The sequence below is a fragment of the Ureibacillus terrenus genome (assembly GCF_006569205.1).
Taxonomy (GTDB): Bacteria; Bacillota; Bacilli; order Bacillales_A; family Planococcaceae; genus Ureibacillus; species Ureibacillus terrenus.
Genome location: NZ_VIGD01000007.1, coordinates 106,204 through 130,551, shown reverse-complemented (window position 1 = coordinate 130,551; position 24,348 = coordinate 106,204). Strand labels below are relative to the sequence as shown.

General features: G+C 40.4%; 23 protein-coding genes. 15 read left to right on the top strand and 8 right to left on the bottom strand.

The window, feature by feature from the left end:
* The first annotated feature begins 221 nt into the window (after nucleotides 1-221).
* From FKZ59_RS07205 to rlmH, 14 genes are all read left to right on the top strand, one after another.
* Nucleotides 222-1,178, top strand: a complete 957-nt coding sequence (locus FKZ59_RS07205) for a YybS family protein (RefSeq protein WP_141602077.1) — start codon at nucleotides 222-224, stop codon at nucleotides 1,176-1,178.
* Nucleotides 1,179-1,190: 12 nt separating this feature from the next.
* Nucleotides 1,191-3,164, top strand: coding sequence for a DHH family phosphoesterase (locus FKZ59_RS07200; protein WP_141602076.1), 1,974 nt, complete (start codon nucleotides 1,191-1,193; stop codon nucleotides 3,162-3,164).
* Nucleotides 3,161-3,607, top strand: a complete 447-nt coding sequence (gene rplI, locus FKZ59_RS07195) for a 50S ribosomal protein L9 (protein WP_141602075.1) — start codon at nucleotides 3,161-3,163, stop codon at nucleotides 3,605-3,607. The genes FKZ59_RS07200 and rplI overlap by 4 nt, the downstream gene beginning before the upstream one ends.
* Before the next feature lie 16 nt (nucleotides 3,608-3,623).
* Nucleotides 3,624-4,979: a replicative DNA helicase gene (gene dnaB / locus FKZ59_RS07190; RefSeq protein ID WP_141602074.1), complete on the top strand. Its 1,356-nt coding sequence runs from the start codon at nucleotides 3,624-3,626 to the stop codon at nucleotides 4,977-4,979.
* Between the two features lie 170 nt (nucleotides 4,980-5,149).
* Entirely contained in the window at nucleotides 5,150-6,436 is a 1,287-nt protein-coding gene (locus FKZ59_RS07185; RefSeq protein ID WP_141602073.1) for an adenylosuccinate synthase, read from the top strand.
* Nucleotides 6,437-6,793: 357 nt separating this feature from the next.
* On the top strand, nucleotides 6,794-8,266 hold the full coding sequence (locus tag FKZ59_RS07180; protein WP_141602072.1) for a peptidoglycan DD-metalloendopeptidase family protein: 1,473 nt from the start codon (nucleotides 6,794-6,796) through the stop codon (nucleotides 8,264-8,266).
* A gap of 306 nt (nucleotides 8,267-8,572) precedes the next feature.
* Nucleotides 8,573-9,283 (top strand): response regulator YycF, encoded by a 711-nt coding sequence (yycF, locus tag FKZ59_RS07175; RefSeq protein WP_141602071.1) that lies wholly within the window; start codon nucleotides 8,573-8,575, stop codon nucleotides 9,281-9,283.
* 5 nt (nucleotides 9,284-9,288) lie between these two features.
* Nucleotides 9,289-11,124 (top strand): cell wall metabolism sensor histidine kinase WalK, encoded by a 1,836-nt coding sequence (gene walK / locus FKZ59_RS07170; protein WP_141602070.1) that lies wholly within the window; start codon nucleotides 9,289-9,291, stop codon nucleotides 11,122-11,124.
* Nucleotides 11,121-12,446: a YycH family regulatory protein gene (locus FKZ59_RS07165; protein ID WP_141602069.1), complete on the top strand. Its 1,326-nt coding sequence runs from the start codon at nucleotides 11,121-11,123 to the stop codon at nucleotides 12,444-12,446. The genes walK and FKZ59_RS07165 overlap by 4 nt, the downstream gene beginning before the upstream one ends.
* A complete protein-coding gene (locus FKZ59_RS07160; protein WP_141602068.1) occupies nucleotides 12,433-13,281 on the top strand; it encodes a two-component system regulatory protein YycI in 849 nt (282 codons plus the stop codon). Before FKZ59_RS07165 ends, FKZ59_RS07160 begins: the two co-directional genes overlap by 14 nt.
* A 10-nt stretch (nucleotides 13,282-13,291) precedes the next feature.
* Nucleotides 13,292-14,080: an MBL fold metallo-hydrolase gene (locus FKZ59_RS07155; protein ID WP_141602106.1), complete on the top strand. Its 789-nt coding sequence runs from the start codon at nucleotides 13,292-13,294 to the stop codon at nucleotides 14,078-14,080.
* 220 nt (nucleotides 14,081-14,300) lie between these two features.
* A complete protein-coding gene (locus FKZ59_RS07150; protein WP_141602067.1) occupies nucleotides 14,301-15,578 on the top strand; it encodes a S1C family serine protease in 1,278 nt (425 codons plus the stop codon).
* Nucleotides 15,579-15,744: 166 nt separating this feature from the next.
* Nucleotides 15,745-15,909, top strand: coding sequence for a CxxH/CxxC protein (locus FKZ59_RS07145; RefSeq protein ID WP_141602066.1), 165 nt, complete (start codon nucleotides 15,745-15,747; stop codon nucleotides 15,907-15,909).
* Nucleotides 15,910-16,063: 154 nt separating this feature from the next.
* Complete coding sequence (gene rlmH / locus FKZ59_RS07140) at nucleotides 16,064-16,543, top strand: 23S rRNA (pseudouridine(1915)-N(3))-methyltransferase RlmH (protein ID WP_141602065.1); 480 nt, start codon at nucleotides 16,064-16,066, stop codon at nucleotides 16,541-16,543.
* A gap of 52 nt (nucleotides 16,544-16,595) precedes the next feature.
* Here the strand turns inward: rlmH and FKZ59_RS07135 are convergent, their stop codons facing one another.
* Nucleotides 16,596-17,087 carry a ferritin gene (locus tag FKZ59_RS07135; RefSeq protein WP_141602105.1) on the bottom strand — a complete coding sequence of 164 codons (492 nt, stop codon included), beginning with the start codon at nucleotides 17,085-17,087 and terminating at the stop codon, nucleotides 16,596-16,598.
* A gap of 139 nt (nucleotides 17,088-17,226) precedes the next feature.
* Nucleotides 17,227-17,634 carry a hypothetical protein gene (locus FKZ59_RS07130; RefSeq protein ID WP_141602064.1) on the bottom strand — a complete coding sequence of 136 codons (408 nt, stop codon included), beginning with the start codon at nucleotides 17,632-17,634 and terminating at the stop codon, nucleotides 17,227-17,229.
* 195 nt (nucleotides 17,635-17,829) lie between these two features.
* On the opposite strand from FKZ59_RS07130, the gene FKZ59_RS07125 reads away from it, so the two are divergent.
* Entirely contained in the window at nucleotides 17,830-18,597 is a 768-nt protein-coding gene (locus tag FKZ59_RS07125; protein ID WP_141602063.1) for a class I SAM-dependent methyltransferase, read from the top strand.
* A 94-nt stretch (nucleotides 18,598-18,691) separates the two neighbouring features.
* On the opposite strand, the gene FKZ59_RS07120 is transcribed toward FKZ59_RS07125, so the two are convergent.
* The 6 genes from FKZ59_RS07120 to FKZ59_RS07095 form a co-directional block, all read right to left on the bottom strand.
* Nucleotides 18,692-19,387 (bottom strand): ABC transporter ATP-binding protein, encoded by a 696-nt coding sequence (locus FKZ59_RS07120; protein ID WP_141602062.1) that lies wholly within the window; start codon nucleotides 19,385-19,387, stop codon nucleotides 18,692-18,694.
* Entirely contained in the window at nucleotides 19,387-20,505 is a 1,119-nt protein-coding gene (locus FKZ59_RS07115; protein ID WP_141602061.1) for an ABC transporter permease, read from the bottom strand. Before FKZ59_RS07115 ends, FKZ59_RS07120 begins: the two co-directional genes overlap by 1 nt.
* 172 nt (nucleotides 20,506-20,677) lie before the next feature.
* Nucleotides 20,678-21,196 (bottom strand): PadR family transcriptional regulator, encoded by a 519-nt coding sequence (locus FKZ59_RS07110; protein WP_141602060.1) that lies wholly within the window; start codon nucleotides 21,194-21,196, stop codon nucleotides 20,678-20,680.
* 172 nt (nucleotides 21,197-21,368) lie between these two features.
* Entirely contained in the window at nucleotides 21,369-21,986 is a 618-nt protein-coding gene (locus FKZ59_RS07105; RefSeq protein WP_141602059.1) for an NAD(P)-dependent oxidoreductase, read from the bottom strand.
* Between the two features lie 223 nt (nucleotides 21,987-22,209).
* Nucleotides 22,210-22,917 (bottom strand): LutC/YkgG family protein, encoded by a 708-nt coding sequence (locus FKZ59_RS07100; protein ID WP_141602058.1) that lies wholly within the window; start codon nucleotides 22,915-22,917, stop codon nucleotides 22,210-22,212.
* On the bottom strand, nucleotides 22,914-24,338 hold the full coding sequence (locus FKZ59_RS07095; protein ID WP_141602057.1) for a LutB/LldF family L-lactate oxidation iron-sulfur protein: 1,425 nt from the start codon (nucleotides 24,336-24,338) through the stop codon (nucleotides 22,914-22,916). Before FKZ59_RS07095 ends, FKZ59_RS07100 begins: the two co-directional genes overlap by 4 nt.
* Nucleotides 24,339-24,348 lie beyond the last annotated feature (10 nt).

Below are 24,348 nucleotides of genomic sequence, written 5' to 3'. Positions count from 1 at the left end.
AGAAAAACGACACATTATTGAGGATACGATGATCATCTAATCTTTGATTGGATGATCTTTTTAATTGCAAAGAATTTTATTTATAGAACGTCCAAATCTATATTTAAAAATCAAATCTTTTTTCTGTGGATAACTCTATCCGCAATTTTGTCCTGCTATTTAAAAAATGGTACAATATACGAATGTAAAGATTGATTGATATTTAAAAAGGAAGGTATCCCATGCCGAACAATCACACACAAAAACTGACTCATGGAGCTATGATCATAGCCATTTTCGCGATTCTCATTGCTATTGCATATTATGTACCAGTCATCAGTTTGGCGGCGGCATTGTTTGCGCCATTGCCAATGGCATGGTATAGCGCAAAATATGATCTGGCTACCTCCATTGTAACAGGGGTTGTAGGATGTTTGATCACCCTTTTCTTTGGGGGGGGATTATTCATATTGCCATTTTCCATGATTTTTGCCGTTTGCGGCATTGTCATGGGAAATGCATTGCATAAGGGCAAAAGCAAAGCTTATTTATTCATGTCTACCGGAATTTCATTATTAATTACGTTTGCAATACAATATATTGTGGCAGTAAAACTGTTTGAACAGGATTTTATAAAAGAATCCTTTCAATTAATGCGCGACAGTTACATGGAATCTTTTGAACTGGCCAAAAATCTTACGGGCGAAATGCCGATGAATGAAGAAGCGTTTAAAGAAACATTAAATTTGATGTTTCAACATATGGAAATGTCGATTCCCGCCGTGGTGACATTAAGTGCGTTTTTCTTTGCATTTTTGCTGATATCGGTTAATCTTCCAATTTTAAAACGGCTGGGTATCGCAATTCCCAAATTCCATGCTTTTAAAGATTTGCGTTTGCCAAAGACGATATTATGGATTTATTTAATCGTGTTGACCGTTCAATTGTTTGTGCGCCCTGAAATTGGAACAACACTATATGTAATCGTATTGAATTTTTCATTCGTTTTATGGGTGTTGTTGACAATTCAAGGGATTTCTTTCCTTCACTTTGTGTTGGATCTGAAACGGGCACCCGCTTTTTTGAAAGTGTTGGCGACGATTTTGGCCATTCCGCTGTACAATTTTGTCATCCTCTTAGGAATTTTGGATTTGGGGTTTGACATTCGCTCATATGTGTCAGGGAAGATTCGGAAGTAAGGGGCTGATTACATGGATACTTACAGGAAGCGGAAAATGCATTACCCACTTTTCCATTTGGCCTTTTTCGGCTTGGTGGGCATCATCGGATTATTCCTGTTGAATGTTTGGGTCGGACTCGCTTTTACCATAATAGTTGCAATCGTCATTTTTTATGATTGGCGAAAGGAAAAAATCTCGCATCTTGCGATTGAAAAATATATCGAATCTTTGGCATTCCGGATGAAAAAAGTTGGGCAGGAAGTCCTTTTGGAAATGCCGATTGGCGTGATATTGATCAATGATAAATTTGAAATTGAATGGGCAAACCCCTATATGACGAGGCTCATGGATCTGCCCTCTTTAACGGGTCAAAATTTATTCGTGTTATCCGATGAATTGCAAAATATAAGAAAAAGCGATGATAAAAAAGATTGCATTGTGACCATTCAAGATCGCAAGTTTAAAGTGCTTTATAAGCAAGCGGAGAAACTGTTATATTTTCTTGATGTAACAGAACAAGTCGAAATAGAAAAACAATATCATGACGATCGCACGGTCATTGCCATTCTATTTATCGATAACTATGACGATATTACACAGGGAATGGATGACCAGACGAAGAGCATGACAAGTTCAACGGTAACTTCCATTATTAATGAATGGGCAGAAGAACATGACATTTATATCAAAAGAATTGATACAGACCGGTTTTTGGCGATCTTAAATGAAGCGACGCTGCATGAATTGGAGAGAAAGAAATTTTCCATTTTAGATGATATTCGCGAAAAAACAGCCAAAAAGAATCTATCCCTCACATTGAGTATCGGAGTCGGAGCGGGTTCTCCATCCCTAATTGAACTTGGAGAATTGGCCCAATCAAGTCTGGATTTGGTGTTGGGCCGCGGAGGAGACCAGGTGGCCATTAAACAACCAAACGGAAAAATTAAATTTTATGGCGGAAAAACAAACCCTGTTGAAAAGCGGACCAGGGTCCGGGCGCGTGTCATCAGCCACGCATTGAAAGATTTAATTCAAGATAGCGATTCAGTATTCATCATGGGACACAAAAATCCTGACATGGATTCCATAGGCGCCGGAGTCGGTGTACGGAAGATGGCCGAAATGAATAAAGTGAATGGCTATATCGTATTGGATTTTGATGAATTGAATGGAAGTGTCAAGCGCCTCATGGATGTCATTAAAAAGGATTCTGATTTGATAGAGTATTTTATTTCGCCCGATGAGGCTTTAAGCATCATGACGGAAAATTCCTTATTGGTTGTTGTGGATACCCATCGCCCGAGCCTTGTGGTCGATGAAACTTTATTAAAACGGTTTGAAAAAATTGTCGTGATTGACCATCATCGTCGAGGTGAGGAATTTATTAAAAATTCCACGCTGGTATATATGGAACCGTATGCTTCGTCCACTTCGGAACTAGTGACAGAGCTTCTGGAATATCAGCCTGATGATGAAAAACTTTCAAGTCTGGAAGCAACCGCATTACTTGCCGGAATTATTGTTGATACAAAAAGTTTTACATTAAGAACAGGAGCCAGAACTTTTGAAGCGGCTTCCTATTTAAGATCCTACGGAGCCGATACGGTGCTTGTGCAGCGGCTGTTGAAAGAAGACATTGATACATTTATTATGCGGTCGAAAATTATCCAGACGGCCCAATTTATTTATCCTGGCATCGCGGTAGCCCATGGAGAAGAAGATAAAAAATACGATACGGTATTAATTGCCCAAACGGCAGATATATTGCTCACGATGAAAGATGTGAATGCTTCGTTTGTCATTGCCCGCCGCCAAGATGGTTTGATCGGGATCAGCGCCCGTTCTTTGGGCGATGTGAATGTGCAAGTCATTATGGAAAAACTCGGCGGAGGCGGACATTTGAGCAATGCCGCTTGTCAACTTGAAGCGGAAACAATCGAGGAAGCTTTAATATTATTGAAAGATGCCATTACGGAAACTTTGGAAGGGAGCAGTGAAAAATGAAAGTCGTATTTTTGAAAGATGTGAAAGGCCAAGGAAAAAAAGGTGAAGTGAAAAATGTTGCGGATGGTTATGCCCAAAACTACTTAATCAAAAGAGGTTTGGCTGTAGAAGCGACAAAAGAAGCACTGAGCCGATTGGAGGCGCAAAAAAGACATGAAGCGAAACTAGCAGCCCAGGAGTTTCAAAAAGCGAAAGAATTAAAAGAAAAGTTGGAAAGCATCACAGTGGAAATTAAAGCGAAAGCGGGAGAAGGGGGACGCCTTTTTGGCTCCGTTTCCACAAAACAAATTGCGGAAGTATTGCAAAAAGATTTCGGCATTAAATTAGACAAAAGGAAAATGGAGTTAAACGAAGGCATTCGTTCATTAGGCGTTACAAACGTTCCGGTGAAATTGCATCCAGAAGTAAAAGCGACTTTGAAAGTCCATGTGAAGGAAGAATAAGGAGCGTAGAATCATAATGAGTGATCTGATCGATCGCGTTCCGCCGCATAACCATGAAGCGGAGCAATCAGTCCTTGGTGCGATATTCCTGGATCCGCAAGCCTTGATTACCGCATCAGAAATATTGGTGCCGGAAGATTTTTATCGCATTGCCCATCAAAAAATATTCCAGACAATGCTTGATTTAAACGACAAAGGCAGTGCCATCGATGTCGTTACCGTCACGGAAGAATTATCTGCAAGAAAAGAATTGGAGGATGTAGGGGGGCTCTCCTATTTAACGGAACTGGCCAATGCCGTCCCTACAGCGGCCAATGTCAGCTACTATGCAAAGATTGTGGAAGAAAAGTCCATTTTAAGGAGACTAATCCGCACCGCAACAAAAATTGTGGAGGACAGTTTTACGAGGGAAGATGAGGTAGAGGAACTCTTATCCGAAGCAGAAAGAAAAATAATGGAGGTTGCCAACCGGAAAAATGCCGGCGACTTCAAACATGTAAAAGATATTCTTGTTGAAACTTACGACAAAATTGAACAGCTTCAGAATCGCAGCGGAGATGTGACCGGTATTCCGACCGGATTTACGGACTTAGACCGGATGACGGCAGGATTTCAGCGGAATGATTTAATTATTGTTGCCGCGCGTCCATCCGTAGGGAAAACCGCTTTTGCATTAAACATTGCGCAGAATGTGGCGGTGAAAGCGCGGGAAAATGTGGCAATATTCTCGCTGGAAATGGGTGCCGAACAATTAGTCATGCGTATGCTTTGTGCGGAAGGAAATATCGACGCCCAAGTATTAAGAACGGGATCCCTTACCGCAGAAGATTGGAGCAAGCTAACGATTGCGATGGGTACGCTATCGAATGCGGGAATTTATATTGACGATACGCCGGGGCTAAGGGTGAACGAAATTCGTGCGAAATGCCGCCGCCTTGCCCAAGAAAAGGGGCTTGGAATGGTGGTCATCGATTATTTGCAGTTGATTCAAGGAAGCGGCAGGCGCGGAGAGAATCGGCAACAGGAAGTATCGGAAATTTCCCGTTCATTAAAAGCGTTGGCCCGTGAATTGCATGTACCGGTAATAGCTTTGTCCCAGTTATCCCGCGGCGTCGAACAGCGGCAGGATAAGCGCCCGATGATGAGCGATATTCGTGAATCCGGAAGCATTGAGCAGGATGCGGATATTGTGGCTTTCTTATACCGCGACGATTATTACGACAAAGAAACGGAAAATAAGAATATGATTGAAATCATCATTGCGAAACAGCGGAACGGTCCGACTGGAACTGTGACCCTCGCGTTTAAAAAAGAGTTTAATAAATTTTTGAATATCGACTGGTCTCAGCGCCAAGAGCCGATGCATGCATAACAGGAATCGAAAAACAGCATAATAAAATAGACATTTAAGAACACGAACAATGGTACATAATATTAAAATATTTGTTCGTGTTCTTTTATTTTTATACATTGACGAATAGACTTTTTCACTGTACAATTAATCTGTTTGATAAAGGACGTATAATGCCCGGAGGTGCTCAAATGACTTCAGTTGTTGTTGTTGGAACTCAATGGGGAGACGAAGGAAAAGGGAAAATTACCGATTTCCTTTCAAAAAAGGCGGACGTGATTGCTCGTTTTTCAGGCGGCGACAATGCCGGACATACCATCAAGATTGGCGAAGAAACATATAAATTACATTTAATCCCTTCCGGTATTTTTTATAAAGATAAAATATCTGTAATGGGCAATGGGATGGTTATCAATCCGAAATCCCTTGTAGAAGAATTAAAGGGCTTGCAAGCACGCGGTATTGATACGTCAAATTTGCGTATCTCAAACCGTGCCCACGTCATTCTCCCTTATCACATCTACCAAGATAAAATAGAAGAAGAAGCCCGTGGCGATAAAAAAATTGGAACCACATGCAAAGGGATTGGACCATGTTATCAGGATAAAATCGCGCGCATGGGAATCCGGATTGCCGATTTGCTCGATCGGGAAGTATTCGAACAGAAGCTGCGCGAAAACTTGGAAAAGAAAAACCGTCTGTTTGAAAAATATTATGAAGTGGAAGGCCTTAAATTCGAGGACATTTTTGAAGAGTATTATAACTATGGACAAGAAATCAAACAATACGTTACAGATACGGCAAAAGTATTGAATGACGTGTTAGATCGAGGCGGGCGCGTATTATTTGAAGGTGCCCAAGGCGTGATGCTGGATATTGATCATGGAACATATCCGTTCGTCACTTCTTCCAACCCTGTTGCCGGCGGTGTAACAACTGGCACGGGAATCGGCCCTTCCCATGTATCAAGAGTGGTCGGTGTATGCAAAGCGTACACATCCCGCGTAGGCGACGGTCCGTTCCCGACAGAGTTGTTTGATGAAATTGGCCATCAGATTCGGGAAGTCGGCAGAGAATACGGTACAACGACTGGCCGCCCTCGCCGCGTAGGCTGGTTTGATGCAGTTGTGGTGCGCCATTCCCGCCGCGTATCAGGCATTACAGATTTGGCTTTAAACTCCATCGATGTATTGACAGGTTTGGAAACAGTGAAAATTTGCACAGCTTATAAATATAAAGATCAAATTTTGACAGAATATCCTGCGAACTTGCATGTTCTGGAGGAATGCGAACCTGTTTACGAAGAACTTCCAGGGTGGACGGAAGATATCACAGGCGTCCGTTCTTTCGATGAACTGCCTGAAAACGCCCAAAATTATATCAACCGGATTGTAGAATTGACAGGCATTCCATTAATGACATTTTCTGTAGGTCCAGCAAGGGAACAAACTAACATTGTAAATGATGTTTGGGAATAATACTCCAATCGTTATTAGCTCGTAATTCGGAGATTAAATTTTGAAGGAGAATTTGAGTTTTGCTCAAATTCTCCTTTTTGTTTTGCCTGGACTTGGTTCAATTGGGTATATGCCGATTTAATTCCTTGGATATATTAAAGAAGATCTTTATAAAACACTGATTTTGACGAATTTTTTTAATAAATTTACATGTTTCAACATTAATTTATAAATTGTAACAAAAGTTTCCGAAATAATACATTTTCATTACAAAAAACTTAAATTGAACAAACTTACTCAACATTATGATACAGTCTATAATTGGGGAACATGGAAAGCGTCTTTAAATGGAGCAGGAAGAGTGGAAGGGGCTAGATTATGAAGACGAAATGGAAAATAGGTCGTCTGAACAGCCAAAATGTAAGTCTTCTGGAACAGCATAAATATGGTACATTGATCAAAGCATTCGTTGCAACTGTCATCCTTTCGACAGTAACTTTCAATTTGGCTTTTGCCAATGAAGGCGACATTGATTCAGTCGACAAAATTTATCATGTTTATTTGGAAGACGAGTATATCGGTTCGGTATCCGATGAAAAGAAAGTAAAAGAAGTGATAAAAGAGAAAGAAAAAGAGGCAAGTGCAAACTATCCAGGATATGAAGTGGATGCTGATGAATTGGTAACCATTGTTCCAGAACAAGTATTTTCTTATGAAACAACAGATTCGGACACATTGAAAACATTGAAGAAACAACTGGAAGTCCAAACGGATGCTTATGCGCTTTATGTCAATGGAGAACCGGTTCTTTATTTGAAAAATAAAGAAGATTATGAAGAAACATTAAAGAAATTAAAGCTTCAATATGTTCCGGAAGAAAAACTGAAAAAATTTGAGCAATCCAAAAATTCGGAAGCTCAACAAAACTTAAAAGAAAACGACATGAAAATTGTGGATGTTGTTCTTTCGGAAGATGTTTCAGTCAAAGAAGCAAAGGCGAATCCTGCGAACATTCTTACACCTGATGAAGCGGTGAAATTTATTAAAACCGGTTCCCTTGAAAAACAGGTTTATATTGTAAAAAAAGGCGATGTTCTTGGAAAAATCGCGAAAGAACATGGTTTGACAACGAAAGAACTATTGGCCCTGAACCCAGGTTTGTCGGTTGATAGCTTATTGCAAATTGGACAAGAAATTAATGTGACAGTTGAAAAACCGTTAATCAATGTAAAAGTGGTTTATGAAACCGTAAAATCAGAAACTATTGATTTTGAAAAAGAAATTCGAAAAGATGCTTCCATGTTTAAAGGCGAAAAAGTAATTGTTCAAAAAGGCAGCCCCGGCAAAAAAGAAGTTTCTTATTTAGTGACAGCAGTCAATGGACAAGTGGTAAATAAAACGGTGACAAATGAAAAAGTATTAGTTCAACCAACAAAACATATTGAAAAAGTAGGAACAAAAGTCATTTCATCCCGAGGTACCGGCAAATTTGTTTGGCCGACAAGCGGTGGATATATTTCAAGCGGCATGGGTTCGCGTTGGGGCAGCTTCCATAGAGGAATCGATATTGCCCGTCCATCAAATTACAACATTAAAGCAAGCGACAATGGTGTTGTAGTTTTTGCAGGATGGGATGGTTCCTATGGGAATAAAATTGTCATTAACCACAACAATGGATACCAAACATTATATGGCCATTTATCCCAAATCAAAGTTTCTGTCGGACAAGTGGTGCCTCAAGGAACTGTAATCGGAATAATGGGATCAACTGGAAATTCGACTGGAGTGCACTTGCATTTTGAAGTCACAAAAAATGGATTATTGATCAATCCTTTATCAGTTTTAAATTAATCATGATGCAGGCAGTGGCATAAAAATATGTCATTGCCTTTTTTATTTCTTAAAGAAGAAATATGTCGAAATATTTCCCGGAAAATAGTTTTTATGTTTGCAATCATTTCAAATGGAAAAATTTGATTTGCAGAAGAAATGGGAATTAATAATAATACAGGACAATTCAGTATTATGATTTTTGGTATAATGGTTAAGGAATGCATGAAAACAAAAAGCATGATAGATTTAATAGTGAAATGTGAATATGAGCATGCAGCATTTAAAATAGATTTACTGATATTTATTAAGGAGGAACTTCAAAAAATGGACGGCAAAACAATTTTGGTTGTTGACGACGAAAAGCCCATTGCAGATATTTTGCAGTTTAACTTGGTGAAGGAAGGATATAAAGTTATTTGTGCTTATGACGGAGAGGAAGCTTTAAAAATTATCGAAGAACAACAGCCGGATTTAATGTTGTTGGATATTATGCTTCCCAAAAAAGATGGTATGGAAGTTTGCCGGGAAGTCAGAAAGAAATATGATTTTCCAATCATTATGCTTACGGCAAAAGGGTCTGAAATTGACAAGGTGTTAGGGCTTGAAATGGGAGCCGATGATTATGTAACGAAGCCTTTCAGCACGAGGGAATTAATTGCCCGAGTAAAAGCGAATATGCGGCGTTTAAAAGCTTCTGCTCAAGAAGAGGCAAAAGAAGAATCGAACAATATTACAATCGGTTCATTAGTAATTCAGCCGGATGCTTATATTGTCCAAAAACGAGGTGAAACAATCGAGTTGACACACCGGGAATTCGAACTCTTACATTATTTAGCAAAACATATTGGACAAGTGATGACCCGGGAACATTTATTGCAAACCGTTTGGGGGTATGATTATTTTGGAGATGTCCGGACAGTAGATGTAACCATCCGCCGTCTTCGGGAAAAAATTGAAGATAACCCAAGCCATCCTGCTTGGATTGTTACCCGCCGAGGGGTTGGCTACTATTTGCGAAATCCTGAACAGGAGTAGAATGAATGCAAAAGGTTAGTTTTTTTCGCTCAATCCATGTAAAGCTTGTATTAATATACGTGTTGCTGATCATCATTGCATTGCAAATAATCGGGATTTACTTTTCCAATAAACTGGAAGACAGCCTGAAATCAAGCTTCCAGGATTCCATTCTTCAACGCATGGATTTAATTCAATACAGCATCAGGGAGGAATTGACGAAGGAACGGGATGAAACGGCCCCTACGTTGGAGCAAAGTTTGAACATCGCATTACGCGAATTTGCAACTGGCGATATCAATGAAATTCGGGTGATTGACCAGCGGAATAGAATCATTGCCACTTCCGATTCGGAAAATCAGTCGATCATCGGTCAGCGGTCAAATGATGATATTGTAAAAAAAGCCATTTCATCTCAAACCTATCAAGAAGAAATTGCCCTTGATGCAGATACAAATACCAGGGTTTGGCTCATTGCAAGCCCTATTTTTAGTACAGCGGATCCAAACAGTGACGTCATCGGCGCCATTTATATAGAATCAAATATTGAAAAAGTATATGACACGATGAATGATATCAACCGAATTTTTGCGGTTGGTACAGCGATATCATTGGTCATTACGGTCATTTTAGGAATATTGATTGCAAGAACAATCACTAGGCCCATATTGGATATGCGCAAACAGGCTCAAGCAATGTCCAGAGGAAACTTTTCCAGAAAAGTGCGTGTATACGGCGATGATGAAATTGGTCAATTGGCCATCACTTTCAACCATTTGACAAACCGTTTACAAGAAGCACAATCCTCAACAGAGGCAGAGCGCAGAAAACTGGCGTCCGTTCTGGCCAATATGACGGACGGGGTAATCGCAACGGACCGGAAAGGAAAAATTATTTTGATCAATGATCCCGCATTAAGCTTTTTAAAAGTAACAAGGGAAGAGACGTTGAACCGGCCGATTGCATCGGTGCTTGGAATCGAAGAAAACTATAGCTTTGAAGATTTAATTCATATGAAGGAACCGATTAACTTAGATTTCAGCACGGAAGAAGCGCCACTAATTTTGAGGGCTAATTTTTCTGTCATCCAAAAAGAAACAGGGTTTGTAAATGGTTTAATTACTGTGTTGCATGACATCACCGAACAAGAAAAAATTGAAATGGAGCGGCGCGAATTCGTGGCAAATGTTTCCCATGAGCTGAGAACGCCTTTAACAACGATGAGAAGTTATTTGGAAGCACTTGCGGATGGGGCCTGGAAAGATGAAAATATTGCTCCGCACTTTATCAATGTTGTTCAGACAGAAACCGAGCGGATGATTCGCCTTGTAAATGATTTATTGGATTTATCCAAAATGGATGCGAAAGACTATCAGCTAAATAAGGAAGTCGTTGAATTCAACAGCTTCTTCCATAGAATCATTGACCGTTTTGAAATGTCAAAATCCCAAAATGTGAAATTCATCCGCTACATACCGGAGACACCGTATTTTGTGGAAATTGACACGGATAAGTTGACCCAAGTGCTCGATAATATCATTTCGAACGCCATCAAATATTCCCCTGATGGAGGCAATATCCGCTTTGGTTTTACGGTTCAAGGAAACATGTTAAAAGTGATGATTTCCGACGACGGTATGGGGATTCCGAAAGAAAATCTCGGAAAAATCTTTGACCGATTCTATCGCGTAGATAAAGCGCGTTCCCGTGCAATGGGCGGAACCGGGCTGGGTCTTGCGATTGCCAAAGAAATGATTAAAGCGCACAACGGAACGATTTGGGCAGAAAGTGAAGAAGGAGTGGGAACAACCATTTTCTTCACGTTGCCGTATGAAATCGATGGGGCTGGTGATTGGGAATGAAGTATATTGAGCAAATCAAATCCTTTTTGCTTCTTTTTCTTGTCCTGTTAAGCATTGCCTTAACCTTTGCCATTTGGACCTATACACCAAGCCTTCAAGTGATCGAGGAATCGCCGGTGGACCAGCTGATGGTAGGGAAAAAAAAGGATCTGCAAGAAGTCATTAAACCTTACCGAATTTTGGTCAGAAATCATGATGATTGGGAAGGGACAATCGGAACAGAGGCTATTAATCATTTGATGGAAATGATGACCGGTTGGAACGGTTCAAATCTTTATTTGGTCCAAAATAATATGTCCGATAAAAAAATAAATGATTTTCTCAGGACAAACCAAAGAATGACGCTATTTTTTGCAGATGAAGTGCCGATTAAAGTATTTCATTCAATCATCCGCTTTTCTCAGGATGAATTGCCGGAAACGGGTTTTAATAAACTTGTGCTGGATTGGAGCAAAGTGAGTGCTGACAAGACATTGATAGTTTACTTGTTAAGCGATTCACACCGCACCTTATATAGCACTGAAATAAAAATGTCAGGGGATTATTTTCAAGAAACGGTGTTGAAAGCTTTGCAAGGATTGGTTGCTTATAAAGAAATTGAACGGCCCGAAAACCTCTCCTTATATGTACCGGCAGATGAAATGGAATTAGTTCAATATACGTACTATATTGATGAAATTGAACCGGATATGTTCAGGGACATTTTGTTTTATGACCCGAACATTGTGCGGAAAAACATTGAGAACCAGGAGACCGCTAAGTATACAGATGGTATGACTCTTATGACGGTAGATGTAAAATACCGCTATTTGAATTATGTAAATCCATCTTCCGAAAGCATGGTGGAAATACCGGCTTCTCAATTGCTGCAGGATAGCTTTGAATTTGTCAATGAACATGGTGGCTTTACAGGTGATTATCGTTTAATTTCCATTAATGAAGCGAAACATATCGTAGAATATCAACTATTTAAGCAGGGCTTTCCTGTTCTTGGCACAGATACGGCAACAAGAATTACGACGACCTGGGGGGAAAATCAATTATTCCGCTATAAGAGACCTTATTTTTTGCTTGATTTAGATATCAATTCTGAAAAATTCAACCGAAAAGTGGCAAGCGGGCTTCAAGTTGTGGATTTTATTCAAAAAACAAAACAGTTAGAGTTAAGTGAAGTGGACGATTTGATCCTTGGATATTATATAAAACAAAATGATAATGATCTTTTATATTCATTGGAGCCAAGCTGGTTTGCGTTAAGCCAAGGGAGCTGGATACGCATTACGCCGGAAGCGATAGGAGGGGGAAATAATGGACTGGAGTAGATCCAAAACCATATTTATTTTCGTATTTCTCATTTTGGATGTTTTTCTTTTCTCCCTCTATTTAAACCGCCATATCGAAGCCCAACAGGTGAAAGTATCCGGCGGCAATACAATCGAAGCAAGATTGAAAGAGGATCGCATCACATATAATTTGCTGCCGACTATTGAAACGGCGCCGTATATTTCTGCAAAAGTAATGGATTTTAATAAAGAAAATTTACAACTGAAAAACTATCAACAAATTACAATAGAAAATAACAACAAACTGATCGTCACGCTGAAGGAACCGGTAAAACTCCGAAATGTCAAAGAAAAGTCGAGTTTTAACGAGTTTGTAAAAAACAATGTATATAACGGGTCTTCCTATACAATATGGAAAATTGACGAAGAAGAACGGAAGGCCATTTTCTTTCAAAATTTTGATGATAAAACGATCTACTACAATGTCAATGGTATTGTTACAATATATTGGAATGAAGATTTGGAAGTAACGAAATATGAGCAAACGATGTTGAGGGATTTTGAAAAATTTGAAGAAGAAGAAAATCTCCTTCCCCCTCAACAAATTATTCAAATATTATACGCAAGGGACTTGATTAAACCAAATTCACATATTGCAGAGATTAAGCTTGGCTATTCAACCCTTGTGCAGCTGACACAGACCCAGGTATTTGTTCCTACTTGGAAAGTGCGCATCATTCCCGCCGATGGTGAAGAAGAAGAATTGTTTGTAAATGCGGTAGACGGGAAAATGATTGATGTTCAATCGGATTTAACAGTGGATGTTGATGAAACAGATGAATTGGAACAATTGAAAGAAATAGAAGAGGAATAGGGTGTACGAAATGCGATTTAGTGTGTTGGCAAGTGGCAGTACAGGAAATGCCATCTACGTAGAAACAGACGAACATGCCTTTTTGGTGGATGTCGGATTGAGCGGCAAAAAAATGGAACAGCTGTTTTCCAAAATTGGCCGCGATCTTAGAAAATTAACGGGCATTTTGATAACCCATGAACATAGCGATCACATTAAAGGGTTGGGCGTCATTGCAAGAAAATATCAAGTGCCGATTTATGCGAATGAAAAAACGTGGAGGGCATTGGATGAACTGGTCGGCAATATTCCGCTGGATCAGCGATTTTTGTTCAATATGGAATCAATAAAATCCTTTGGCTCATTGGATATTGAATCCTTTGCAGTATCCCATGATGCGGTGGACCCGATGTTTTATGTGTTCCATGAAAATGGCCGCAAGCTTGCCATCATTACAGATACCGGTTATGTAAGCGACCGGATGAAAGGATTCATCCGGGGCGCGGATGCATTCGTGTTTGAAACCAACCATGATATCAACATGTTGCAAATGGGGAAATATCCTTGGTCAATCAAGCGTCGCATATTAAGCGATGTTGGACATGTTTCCAACGAAGATGCGGCAGTGGCCATGAGTGAAGTGGTTGAAGAAAAACCGACCCATATCTATTTGTCCCATTTAAGTAAAGAAAATAATATGAAAGAGCTTGCCCGTATGACTGTTAAGCAAGTATTGGCTTCTTACGGCATAAAAGAAGGGGAATTTTTGCATTTGCATGATACGGATGCGGAAGAGCCGACATTGCTTGTTACTGTATGAAGAATTGATGGGCATAAAAAAATAATTTTTGGGTGTCTCGAAAGTTTTTGACTTTCAAGGCACCCTTTTTTATTGATTGAACGTTTTTGTTAAAATTTGATTGTATCGTTCATAATGAAATTATGATTTTTTCTTTATTGAATTTAGCAAGGGTTTTTTCATGTAAATTTCATTTTAAAGTTGTATTATATTTACGATAGAGAATGAAAGGGGAAGGACTATGAGTTTTTATCAAAATAATAATGACCGGAATGAGTCAGATAAAGATGTTTCCTATTCTCCTTTACAGGAAAGGTTAAGACGCGAAGAAGAGGAAAGGATGTCCCGGCAGCAAAATAAAAGAAGGCCAGGGGTTTTTGGATATTACTTCAGCGGTTTTATCGGCGTACTTGTAGGTGCCCTTTTAGTCTGGTTTATGATTCCTTCTCTGGTTGGAGAGGATTCAGGTAGTTCAATCAGCCGGACGGACAATGATACGCCGAAAATTACGCAATCGGCTACGGAAGTTACAACGGATGTAACAAAAGCAGTCGAGAAGATGTCGAAAGCGGTTGTAGGAATTACAAACATTCAGGAAGTGGCAAACTTCTGGACGCGCCAATCACAAGAAACTGAAGCTGGCAGCGGTTCAGGGGTCATTTATAAAGTGGATGGAAATAAAGCCTATATTGTCACAAACCATCATGTAGTGGAAAACGCGAAGCAATTGGAAGTGACATTGGCTGATGGAACAAAGGAAAAAGCGGAATTGGTCGGCAGCGATATCTGGACAGACTTGGCCGTCATTACCATTCCAAGCAAAAATGTGGAGACTGTTGCGCAATTTGGGAACTCTGACGTATTAAAACAAGGAGAAACGGTGATTGCCATTGGAAATCCATTAGGAATGGATTTTTACGGCTCTGTCACAACAGGGGTGATTTCCGGAAAAGACCGTTCCGTTCCTGTCGATTTGAACGGTGATGGAACAGTGGATTGGGAAACGGATGTATTGCAAACAGATGCGGCCATCAACCCTGGCAACAGCGGCGGTGCTTTAGTGAATATCGCCGGAGAAGTAGTCGGCATCAATTCCATGAAAATTGCGGAAGACAGGGTTGAAGGATTAGGCTTTGCAATTCCGATCAACACGGTCATTCCGATCATTGAAGAGCTTGAAAAAAACGGAGAGGTTAAGCGTCCGGCGATGGGAATCGGATTAATGGATTTAACGGACGTGCCATCCTTCTACCAAAAACAAACGTTAAGATTGCCTGACAATGTGACAACAGGTGTTGTTGTTTCAGAAGTTGTACCTGGTTCCCCTGCAGACCGCGCGGGAGTCAAGCAATATGACGTCATTGTGGAAATGGACGGACAAAAAATTGAAAACTCCATTGATTTGCGAAAATATCTATATAATGAAAAAGAAATTGGCGATACTTTGAAAGTAAAAGTATATCGTTCAGGTAAAGAGATGGAGTTGAAATTAAAATTAACGGAAGGCAGCCAATTATAATTTGTGGATAAATTCGGGTTATCCACACGAGTTTGTTCACAAAAGAGCAGGAACAAAAAGTTGATTGTTTCCTGCTCTTTCTTTGTTTGTTACAATGTTTTGTGGATAAAATAAGAAAAATGTGAATAACTCTGTGGAAAAATGCGTTCAAAAGGAGGGCATGAAAATGAACATATTTTGCTGTGAAATGCATGTAAATCATGCGTTAGATGTGGTTATTGCTGAAACGAAGGAATTTCCCATTTTAGAACAAGTGAAAGAAGAAGAAAAGTTATCCACAAAATGCGAGTATTGCGAAAAGGAAGCAAAATATCTTGTATCAAGAAAATAACTTTACACAAAATGTAGATTTGTTTTGTGGATATGTGCAAAACTTTTGTGGATAACTTGTTTATAAATGCTTTTTTCATGTGGATTCCATGTGAATTTCTAAAAATTATCATTAGTTGAACAATAATAGGTATGGACGGTAAAAGGTGGAGAAGATGAACATTTCGATTATTTCGGTAGGAAAGTTAAAAGAAAAATATTTAAAAATGGGAATCGATGAGTATGCAAAGCGCCTTTCGGGTTATGCCAAAGTGGATTTCGTGGAAGTGGCGGACGAAAAGGCTCCTGAACAGCTGAGCGAATCCGAAATGGAAATCGTGAAAAAGAAGGAAGGCGACAGGATTTTATCGAAAATTCCTAACGGCGCCTATGTTTATGCCCTTGCCATTGAAGGAAAAATGAAAAGCTCGGAGGAATTTGCGGAAGGGTTGGAAAAATTGATGACATATGGCACAAGCAAAGTGGCCTTTGTCATCGGCGGATCCCTCGGTTTACATAAAGATGTGTTGAAGCGGGCGGACGAAAAAATCAGCTTCGGCCCCATGACCTTCCCCCATCAGCTCATGCGCCTCATTCTGCTGGAGCAAATCTACCGCGGATTCCGGATTATGAAGGGGGAGCCGTATCATAAATAAAGGAAAAAGCAACAACTTACATTGGTAAGTCGTTGCTTTTTATTTTAAAGGATTATTCCACTTCATCATGACTGATATGCATATCGTAAATGAAAAGCGCGCTTTCATCATCTTTGATGCGTCTTAATTTTTGGACTACCGTTTCAAACAGTGATTCTTCCTCAACCTGCTCTTCAAGGAACCATTTCAGAAAGGAAATCGTAGTATATTCTTTTTCGCTTTCCGCAATATCGGAAAGATTATAGAAACGGCTTGTTACCACTTTTTCATGTTCCAACGCCTTTTCGCAGGCATCCAGCACGGATTCGTATTCATTGCTTGGATCGCCAAAGCCTGTAATAATCGCTTGTTCGCCGCGATCTTGAAGATATTTGTAGATTTTCATTCCGTGCTCTCTTTCTTCTTCTGCATGTTCCAGGAAAAATTTCGCGAAACCATTATAATTCTGGCTTTCACAGTAGGAAGCCATCGCAAGATAAACATGGGAAGAATAAAATTCATAATTCATCTGGTCATTTAATGCTTCCACCAATGTGGGAGACATTTTGGTGCTTGCGCTTCTTTGTAAATTTGTCATAGGCTATCATCCTTTCTTAATTAGAGTCAATAGTGCATCAAGTGCAACTATGGGTTTCCTCCATTATGATGGGTCCAAGACATATAAATCATGTACAGGAAATTTTTTACGTTTCTATATATACCTTCTCACATAATCTTTCATAGAGGGTGGCAAATTTATTACGAATTGAAGAATATTTTATAAACTCCTTTTTATTCCTGATGGCTAACGCTTGATCTAAATAATAAGAGATGCTTAGCATTTTTAGCATGCATCCGATTTCGTCCAGCAATGCTTCATTGGTCATCGCTTCTTCCAATTCATCCACAGGCAAAAATTCCTCTTGGGAATCGTTGATTTTGACGAGAATAAACCAGCCGACATCCACGATATATTTTTTCCGGTTTGTAATGGTCAACAGATCCCCTTGTTCAAGAAAAACCGGGTGCAAGACGAGGTTTTCCTTTTTATAGCCCTGACAAAAACATTGAAATTCAATACCGCGATTATCTGCTACAATAAAATTACCCACCATTGATGCCTCCAAACCATTTTCTAATTATCAAACATAAAAATAATGCAGCAATCAGGTTCTTTTATGATAATGATAATCGTTATCATGAAAAGAATCAATAAATCATCATTGAAGTATGTTCATTTGAAACGGGACAGGATTTTAATATGCGAAGCTGAAAGGGAGTTAAAAACGTTTGGAAGGAGTGGTAACATGACAGAAAAAGCAAAATATCGAACTTGGATCCGGGTTTATAAACTGGTGATTTTTATTGGGATGGCCCTTATCCTGCTGGATGCCTTATTTTTGCCGATTGAATTGTACTTGAAAGTGGTTGCGGTGATTTTGGCGCTGCCGTTTCTTTATATTTCCTTTTTGCTTCTCTATTCCATTTATCAATTTTCTCCAATAGGCGGAAATTATCAATCCAGGATTCATGATTTCATTGTTTCCAAAGTCGATTGGGATGGAAAAGGAAAAGCGTTGGATATCGGTGCGGGCAATGGATCACTGATCATTAAATTGGCGAAAGCATTTCCCGAAGGCGCTTTTACCGGAATTGATTTTTGGGGAAGAGGTTGGGGATATTCAAAAGAACAATGCAAGCGGAATGCGGAAGTCGAAGGTGTTTCTAATCGGGTTAAATTTTTGAAAGCAAGCGCTGCCGATCTCCCTTTTGAGGATGGGGAATTCGATTTGGTTGTAAGCTGCCTCACTTTTCATGAAGTGAAAGATTCCAAAAACAAAACGGAAGTGGTCAAAGAGGCATTAAGAGTGTTGAAGCCGGGTGGTAACTTTGTTTTTTTGGATTTGTTCGGGGATGAGAAAATTTTCGGCGATGAACAAGCGTTCTTGGAAGAAATAAGGGCACAGGCGTCCAATCTGGAGAGCTGTAAACTGGCCGATGCCGTCCAATTGCCTAAGCTTTTGCTGCACAAAAAAGTATTGGGGCATGCAAGAATCTTAAAAGGGAAAAAATAAAAGCCGAACAAAAAGGGAGAGGCCTCCATGATATATGGCCTCTCTCTTTCAGTTTGTCATTGGCCGGGTTAACGGATTCCCTTTCTTCCACCGATTATTTTTTATGTGTGGAAGTTTCGTCCAATGACAATCTGCCGTCTTCCATTCGATAAACTTTATCGCAATACTCAAGCATACGTTCGTCATGGGTTACCATGATGGCTGCTTTATTTCTTAGTTTTGTTTCTTTTGCAATCAGTTGGACGACTTCAAAAGCTCTTTTTGAATCCAGGCTTGCAGTCGGTTCGTCTGCCAGGATGATGGATGGATTGTTCATAAAGGCGCGGGCGATGGCGGTCCGTTGCCGTTCTCCCCCGGACAATTGTTCAGGGAATTTTTTCAATTTTTCCCCCAAACCGAGTTCTTGCAACAATTGAATGGCATATTGCTTGTCCTCTTTCGTCACTTTTCCGGCCATTCTTTTTACGACAAGCAATTGATCAAGCACATTTAAATAAGGGACAAGATTGCTTGTCTGCAAGATGAAGCCTATTTCATGAAGGCGCACTTTGGCCAAATCTTTCGGTTTGATTTCATGAAGGTTTTTGCCGTTCAGAATGACCTCGCCTTGTGTAGGATTCAAGAGGGCCCCTGCAATTGATAAGAATGTACTTTTTCCTGAACCTGATGGACCAATGACAGCAATAAATTCTCCTTGTTCCACTGTCAGCGATACATCATTCAGGGCTTGGACTTCATTTTCTCCTTGTTTGTAAATTTTAGAAACGTTTTTGAATTCCAAAACAGGCATTATTCTACCCTCCCTATCGCTAGCAGTGGATCAATTTTTACAATTCTGCGGACAGAAGCCAGTGATCCTAATGTCGAAATCAAAATCAATAAAATGGAGTATAAAATGACCAGTTTCACGTCAAGCGCAAATGGCATTTCATCCGGCAGAATGAGGGCTGTCACATAAGTCAGCAAGATTCCGATGATTACGCTCGTCAGTGACAGCAAGAACACTTGGGAAACAATGATTTTGGCAAGGAAACGATTGCTAGCCCCAATAGCTTTCAAGACGCCGAATTGATTGGATTTTTGCAATGTGAGTACGTAGAAGAAAACACCCAATACAAATGCTGAAATGACCAAAAGGAATGTCAGCATCATCATGATGGTGCCGTTTTCCTCTTTATAACCGGGCACTCCTTGGATGGCTTTTGCCTTTGTTACGACTTCAATATTGTCAAATTCTTTGTTTAACTTTTCAGCATTGATGTTTTCCCCTTGCATTACAATCGCATTGACCGGTTTTTCGACACCTTTGTTTGAACCGGGCGCTGCAAACTGGATTGATCGCCATTTATCTAAAGTGGTAAATATGGCCGGCAAGTGGTTGTATGTTTCATTCGTCACAAACCCGACAATTTTCATTTTTTCCAGTGATCCTTCAATTTTTAACGTGTCCCCGACTTCATAACCTTTTTTCTTCAAGGAATCATTGGCGATAACTTCCAAAGGCTGATCTTTTTGAAGGGGTTTTCCTTCAACAATTTCAGGTTCTAGGAAGCTGCCGGGAATCACTCCTATAATAGAAACGTCCACTTTTTCATTGTCGGAAGATGATTCATTGATGACTGTCAACGATGTTGCCCCTACTGGCGACGCATCTTCGACACCGGATTGTTGTTTTAAATCGTCGACCAATGTTTCGCTGATTACGGAGCGGCTCATGGAAGCTCTTGATCCTTCTTCAAATGCAACATAGTCGGCATCCATATTTTTTAATGTGGCGGCACTTAATGTGGTAAGGCCGTTACCGAGACCGCAGAGAATAAATACGAGCCATGCAATGAGAACGGTAATTGCCCCGATCAGTAAAAAACGCAGTTTGCTGTGCTTTAGCTCTTTGATTGCGAGATACAATATTTGTCCACTCCTTATCGGTATTCTAAATGGTCATGTATGACTATTACGAGTATATTAGTATTTTTGTGAATAGTCAATCTTGACTATTTGGGCAACAGATAATAATCTGTTGTCAATTCTAGAGAAAATAGGAACCATCCCATGTGCCCATTTAAAAGATGTGTGGAAATTAATCTGCGTGATGAAGTTTCTGGATGGTTTTTTCAAGAAAGGCAATTTCCGCTTCCAACATTGCAATTTTATGTTCAACGGCCAAGTTCACTCCGAACCGTATTTCGTGTGCCGGGGTCTGTTTAAGTGATTCCATCATTTTTTTGTTCTTCTCCAATCGTTCTTTTAAGGAGGAAATCACCTTTTCCATTGGAAGAAAGTCTATAAACATCAACCCGATATCGCCTTTATAATGAACCGTTTCTGCAGACGAGAGATTTTCAATGAGCAATTGATAAAAATATTCCCGGCCTTTCTCGTTGATGGAATAAACTTTCCGCGTAGGCCGGTTTCCTTCTTGTTCTAATTGGATGTCGATATACCCTTGTTGATGAAGTTTATCCAAAGTGGCATAGGCGGTCGGCTTTTTCATATCGGTTACTGTATTTAAGTTTCTTTCAATGAATTCATTGATTTGATATCCGTGCTGGCTTTGTCCCATAAGCAACCCGAGCAATATTAGAGAGCGATGTTTCATGAAATCCGCCTTTCATTTTGGAATACAAAGTATATTTTCCCGTAAATTTTTTTCATAGTCAAATGGGCGTCATCCGGGGAAGCCGGAAGGACATATCGTGAGCGAATCCAATGCTTTTGATTGGTTTCCGGTTTGAATGATTAACTGTTGCATCGATGAAATTTGTTTTGCATTATGTTGCAATAGCAATTGATGCGTTTTCATATTGTTCATCCGTCAATGCTTTCACAATAAAATGTGCTACATCCGCCCGCGGAATGGTGCGCGAGTTTTTTGGCACCCCTTCTTTTGCTTCCCTGTACTTTCCGGTGAAAGGATCATTTGTTAACCCCATAGGCCGTACAATCGTATAACTCAATTCATTCGATTTAATATAATTCACTGCATTGCGATGGTCGGCGAGGGCATGTTTCAACATTTGCATCACCATTTTTCCGCTGATTCCCGGAATTTCCCCGTCAATCCCCGCGGAAGCCGTGTAGATGATTCGTTTGACATGATGTTTTTTCATGCCATCCACGATATTTTTTGTCATTTCTTCAAGTTCCGTCGATTTTTTCATCCCTTTGCTTGACCCTAGACAGGATACGACTACATCATGGCCTGCAATTGCTGCAGATACTTCTTTTTTATTGAAGGCATCGCCTTGTATCACATGTAACTTTTCATGTTTGAGTTCCATTTTGGATGGGGTGCGTACAAATGCAGTTACTTCAAAGCCCTTTTCTAATGCTTGCTTTACAACCTGTCGGCCGACGCCACCGGTTGATCCAAATACGATCACTTTCATAAAAATCCTCCTTTTTTTATTCCGATCCACTACAGGGTAAATATTCCTTGTTCATCAATTATAAGATCGAGTTATTTAAGATGCCAGTTGAGTATTTAAAAGATTATAGGCAAGATTTTTCATAAGCAAAGATAAAAGCGTGCTTAAAAATTCATATGCAAAAAAAGTCGCAAGATGTTGATTGTACATCATTACGACTTTTGTAAGATGGGAAAACAAACATTTATTGATCTTCGATTACAATGTACGTTGCGTTAACCGGTCCATGGACCCCAACAATTAAGACAGATTCAATATCGGCAGAATTGCTTGGCCCTGACATAAATAAAATGCAAGACGGCAGTTGTTGCCCCTTTTCAATTTGCTGATGGATTTTTTGGGCAGCCTGCGTCATTCTTGGCACAATGGTGCTTTTTGGGATCAGCACGATCATGTTTTGCGGCAGAAAGTTCATGGCGCGTCCCCGTTTCGGATGGCTGCACAGCATGGCCGTTGCAGATTCGGCCAATGTCATTTCGCTGATAGTAATACCGATGTTTGCCTGTTCCGCTTGCCGTATGTTTTCTTTCGGCGTATCAGGATTCCATTCATAAACCTTTATGCCTGTTTCAGGCCAAATTTCCATCAATTTTTTGACGCCGAATTTTTCAAATCGTTCATCATTCCACGTGATGACCGACTCTCCGCCGAAATCCGTTACCACTTGTTGAAGCACATTCGGCAAATTGGCAGTATCCGTTTGGACAAAGGTTGTATGAATATTTTGGCACTGTTGTTTCAATACTTCCACCAGTTCATCTTGAGACGCATTTTTTAATACTTCAAGCTGCGGAGCGTGCTTCCAAACCGGACGTTCCACTTTGGTTTTGACAGGGCGGCCGAGGCTTTTGGCAATTTGATTTAGAAATTCATCGCGATTTTGAATGGTCATGATTTCTCCCCTTTCTGGCGCTGCTTCATCCAATGGCGGAAGCTTTCTTTATTTGGGGCAGGGAAATCCCGCACTTCCGTCCATGCTTTTAGTGGCCCTGGTCCGCTTGTGATTTTGTCATCTCTTGCAAAAGGAGACATGATTGGTGAAGCGACTTTGGCTGCCACATTAAAGAGCGGCGAAGAGGATGCCCCCAGCCCAAACGCTTTCATGATTAGACGTTCTGAAATCGGCGCCTTCCCTTCCTGTTCCACAATTTTTTGGCGATGCAAATGCAATAATTGATGCAACGGGATTTTTACAGGGCACACCTCTGTACAAGCACCGCAAAGGCTTGAAGCATACGGCAATTCTTTGAAATCTTCATATCCTCCAAGGAGCGGCGATAAAACAGCACCAATCGGACCGGAATAAATGGACCCGTAAGTGTGGCCTCCTACATGGCGATATACCGGGCAAACATTGACGCACGCTGCGCAGCGGATACATTGAAGTATCGGCTGGAATTCGCTTCCTAAAATCTTCGAACGTCCATTATCTACAATGACTAAGTGGAATTCTTCAGGGCCGTCCGTTTCGTATTCTCCTTTAGGGCCTGTCAGCAATGTGACATAGCTTGTTAATCGCTGGCCGACCGAGCTGCGTGTTAATAAACTGACAAGCACTTCCATTTCCTCAAAAGTCGGCACGATTCGTTCCATTCCCATCACAACGATTTGGGTTTTTGGCAAGGCCGATACAAGGTCGGCATTTCCTTCGTTTGTAACAAGCGTCACTGTGCCGCTTTCCGCAATGGCAAAGTTGCAGCCGGTAATGCCGATATCTGCCGTTAAATATTCCTGGCGCAATGTTTTGCGGGCAAAAAGCGCCATTTCTTCAGGCTGCTCCGATTTGTCATAGCCCGCTTTTGCAAAGATTTCCCGTATTTGGCGGCGGTTTTTATGCAATGACGGCACAATGATATGTGAAGGTGGTTCGTGGTCATTTAATTGCAGAATGAACTCCGCAAGATCGGTTTCCACCACTTTGCAGCCAATTTCTTCCAGCTCGGCATTTAAATTGATTTCTTCCGTTACCATCGATTTGGATTTGACGATTTTTTTCGCCTGTTTTTGGGTGGCGATGTTTTTTATATAATCCGAAGCCTCTTCTTTCGTTTTAGCGAAAAATACATGGCCGCCCCGTTTTTCCACATTTTCGCTCAATTCATAAAGATAGGCATCTAAATTTTCTAGAACGTGTTTTCGAATTTCTTCTCCATGGGCCCGCCATTCTTCCCAGTTCCCTAATTCTTCTACGCGGGCTTGCCGGCGGGTTTGGAACCGGGCTTGTGCAGCGGAAATGGCGCCGCGCATAAAGCTATCGTTTAAGTTTTTCTCCACACGTTCTTTGAATTGTTCATCACTTGTTTTCATAGCCATCATAAATCCC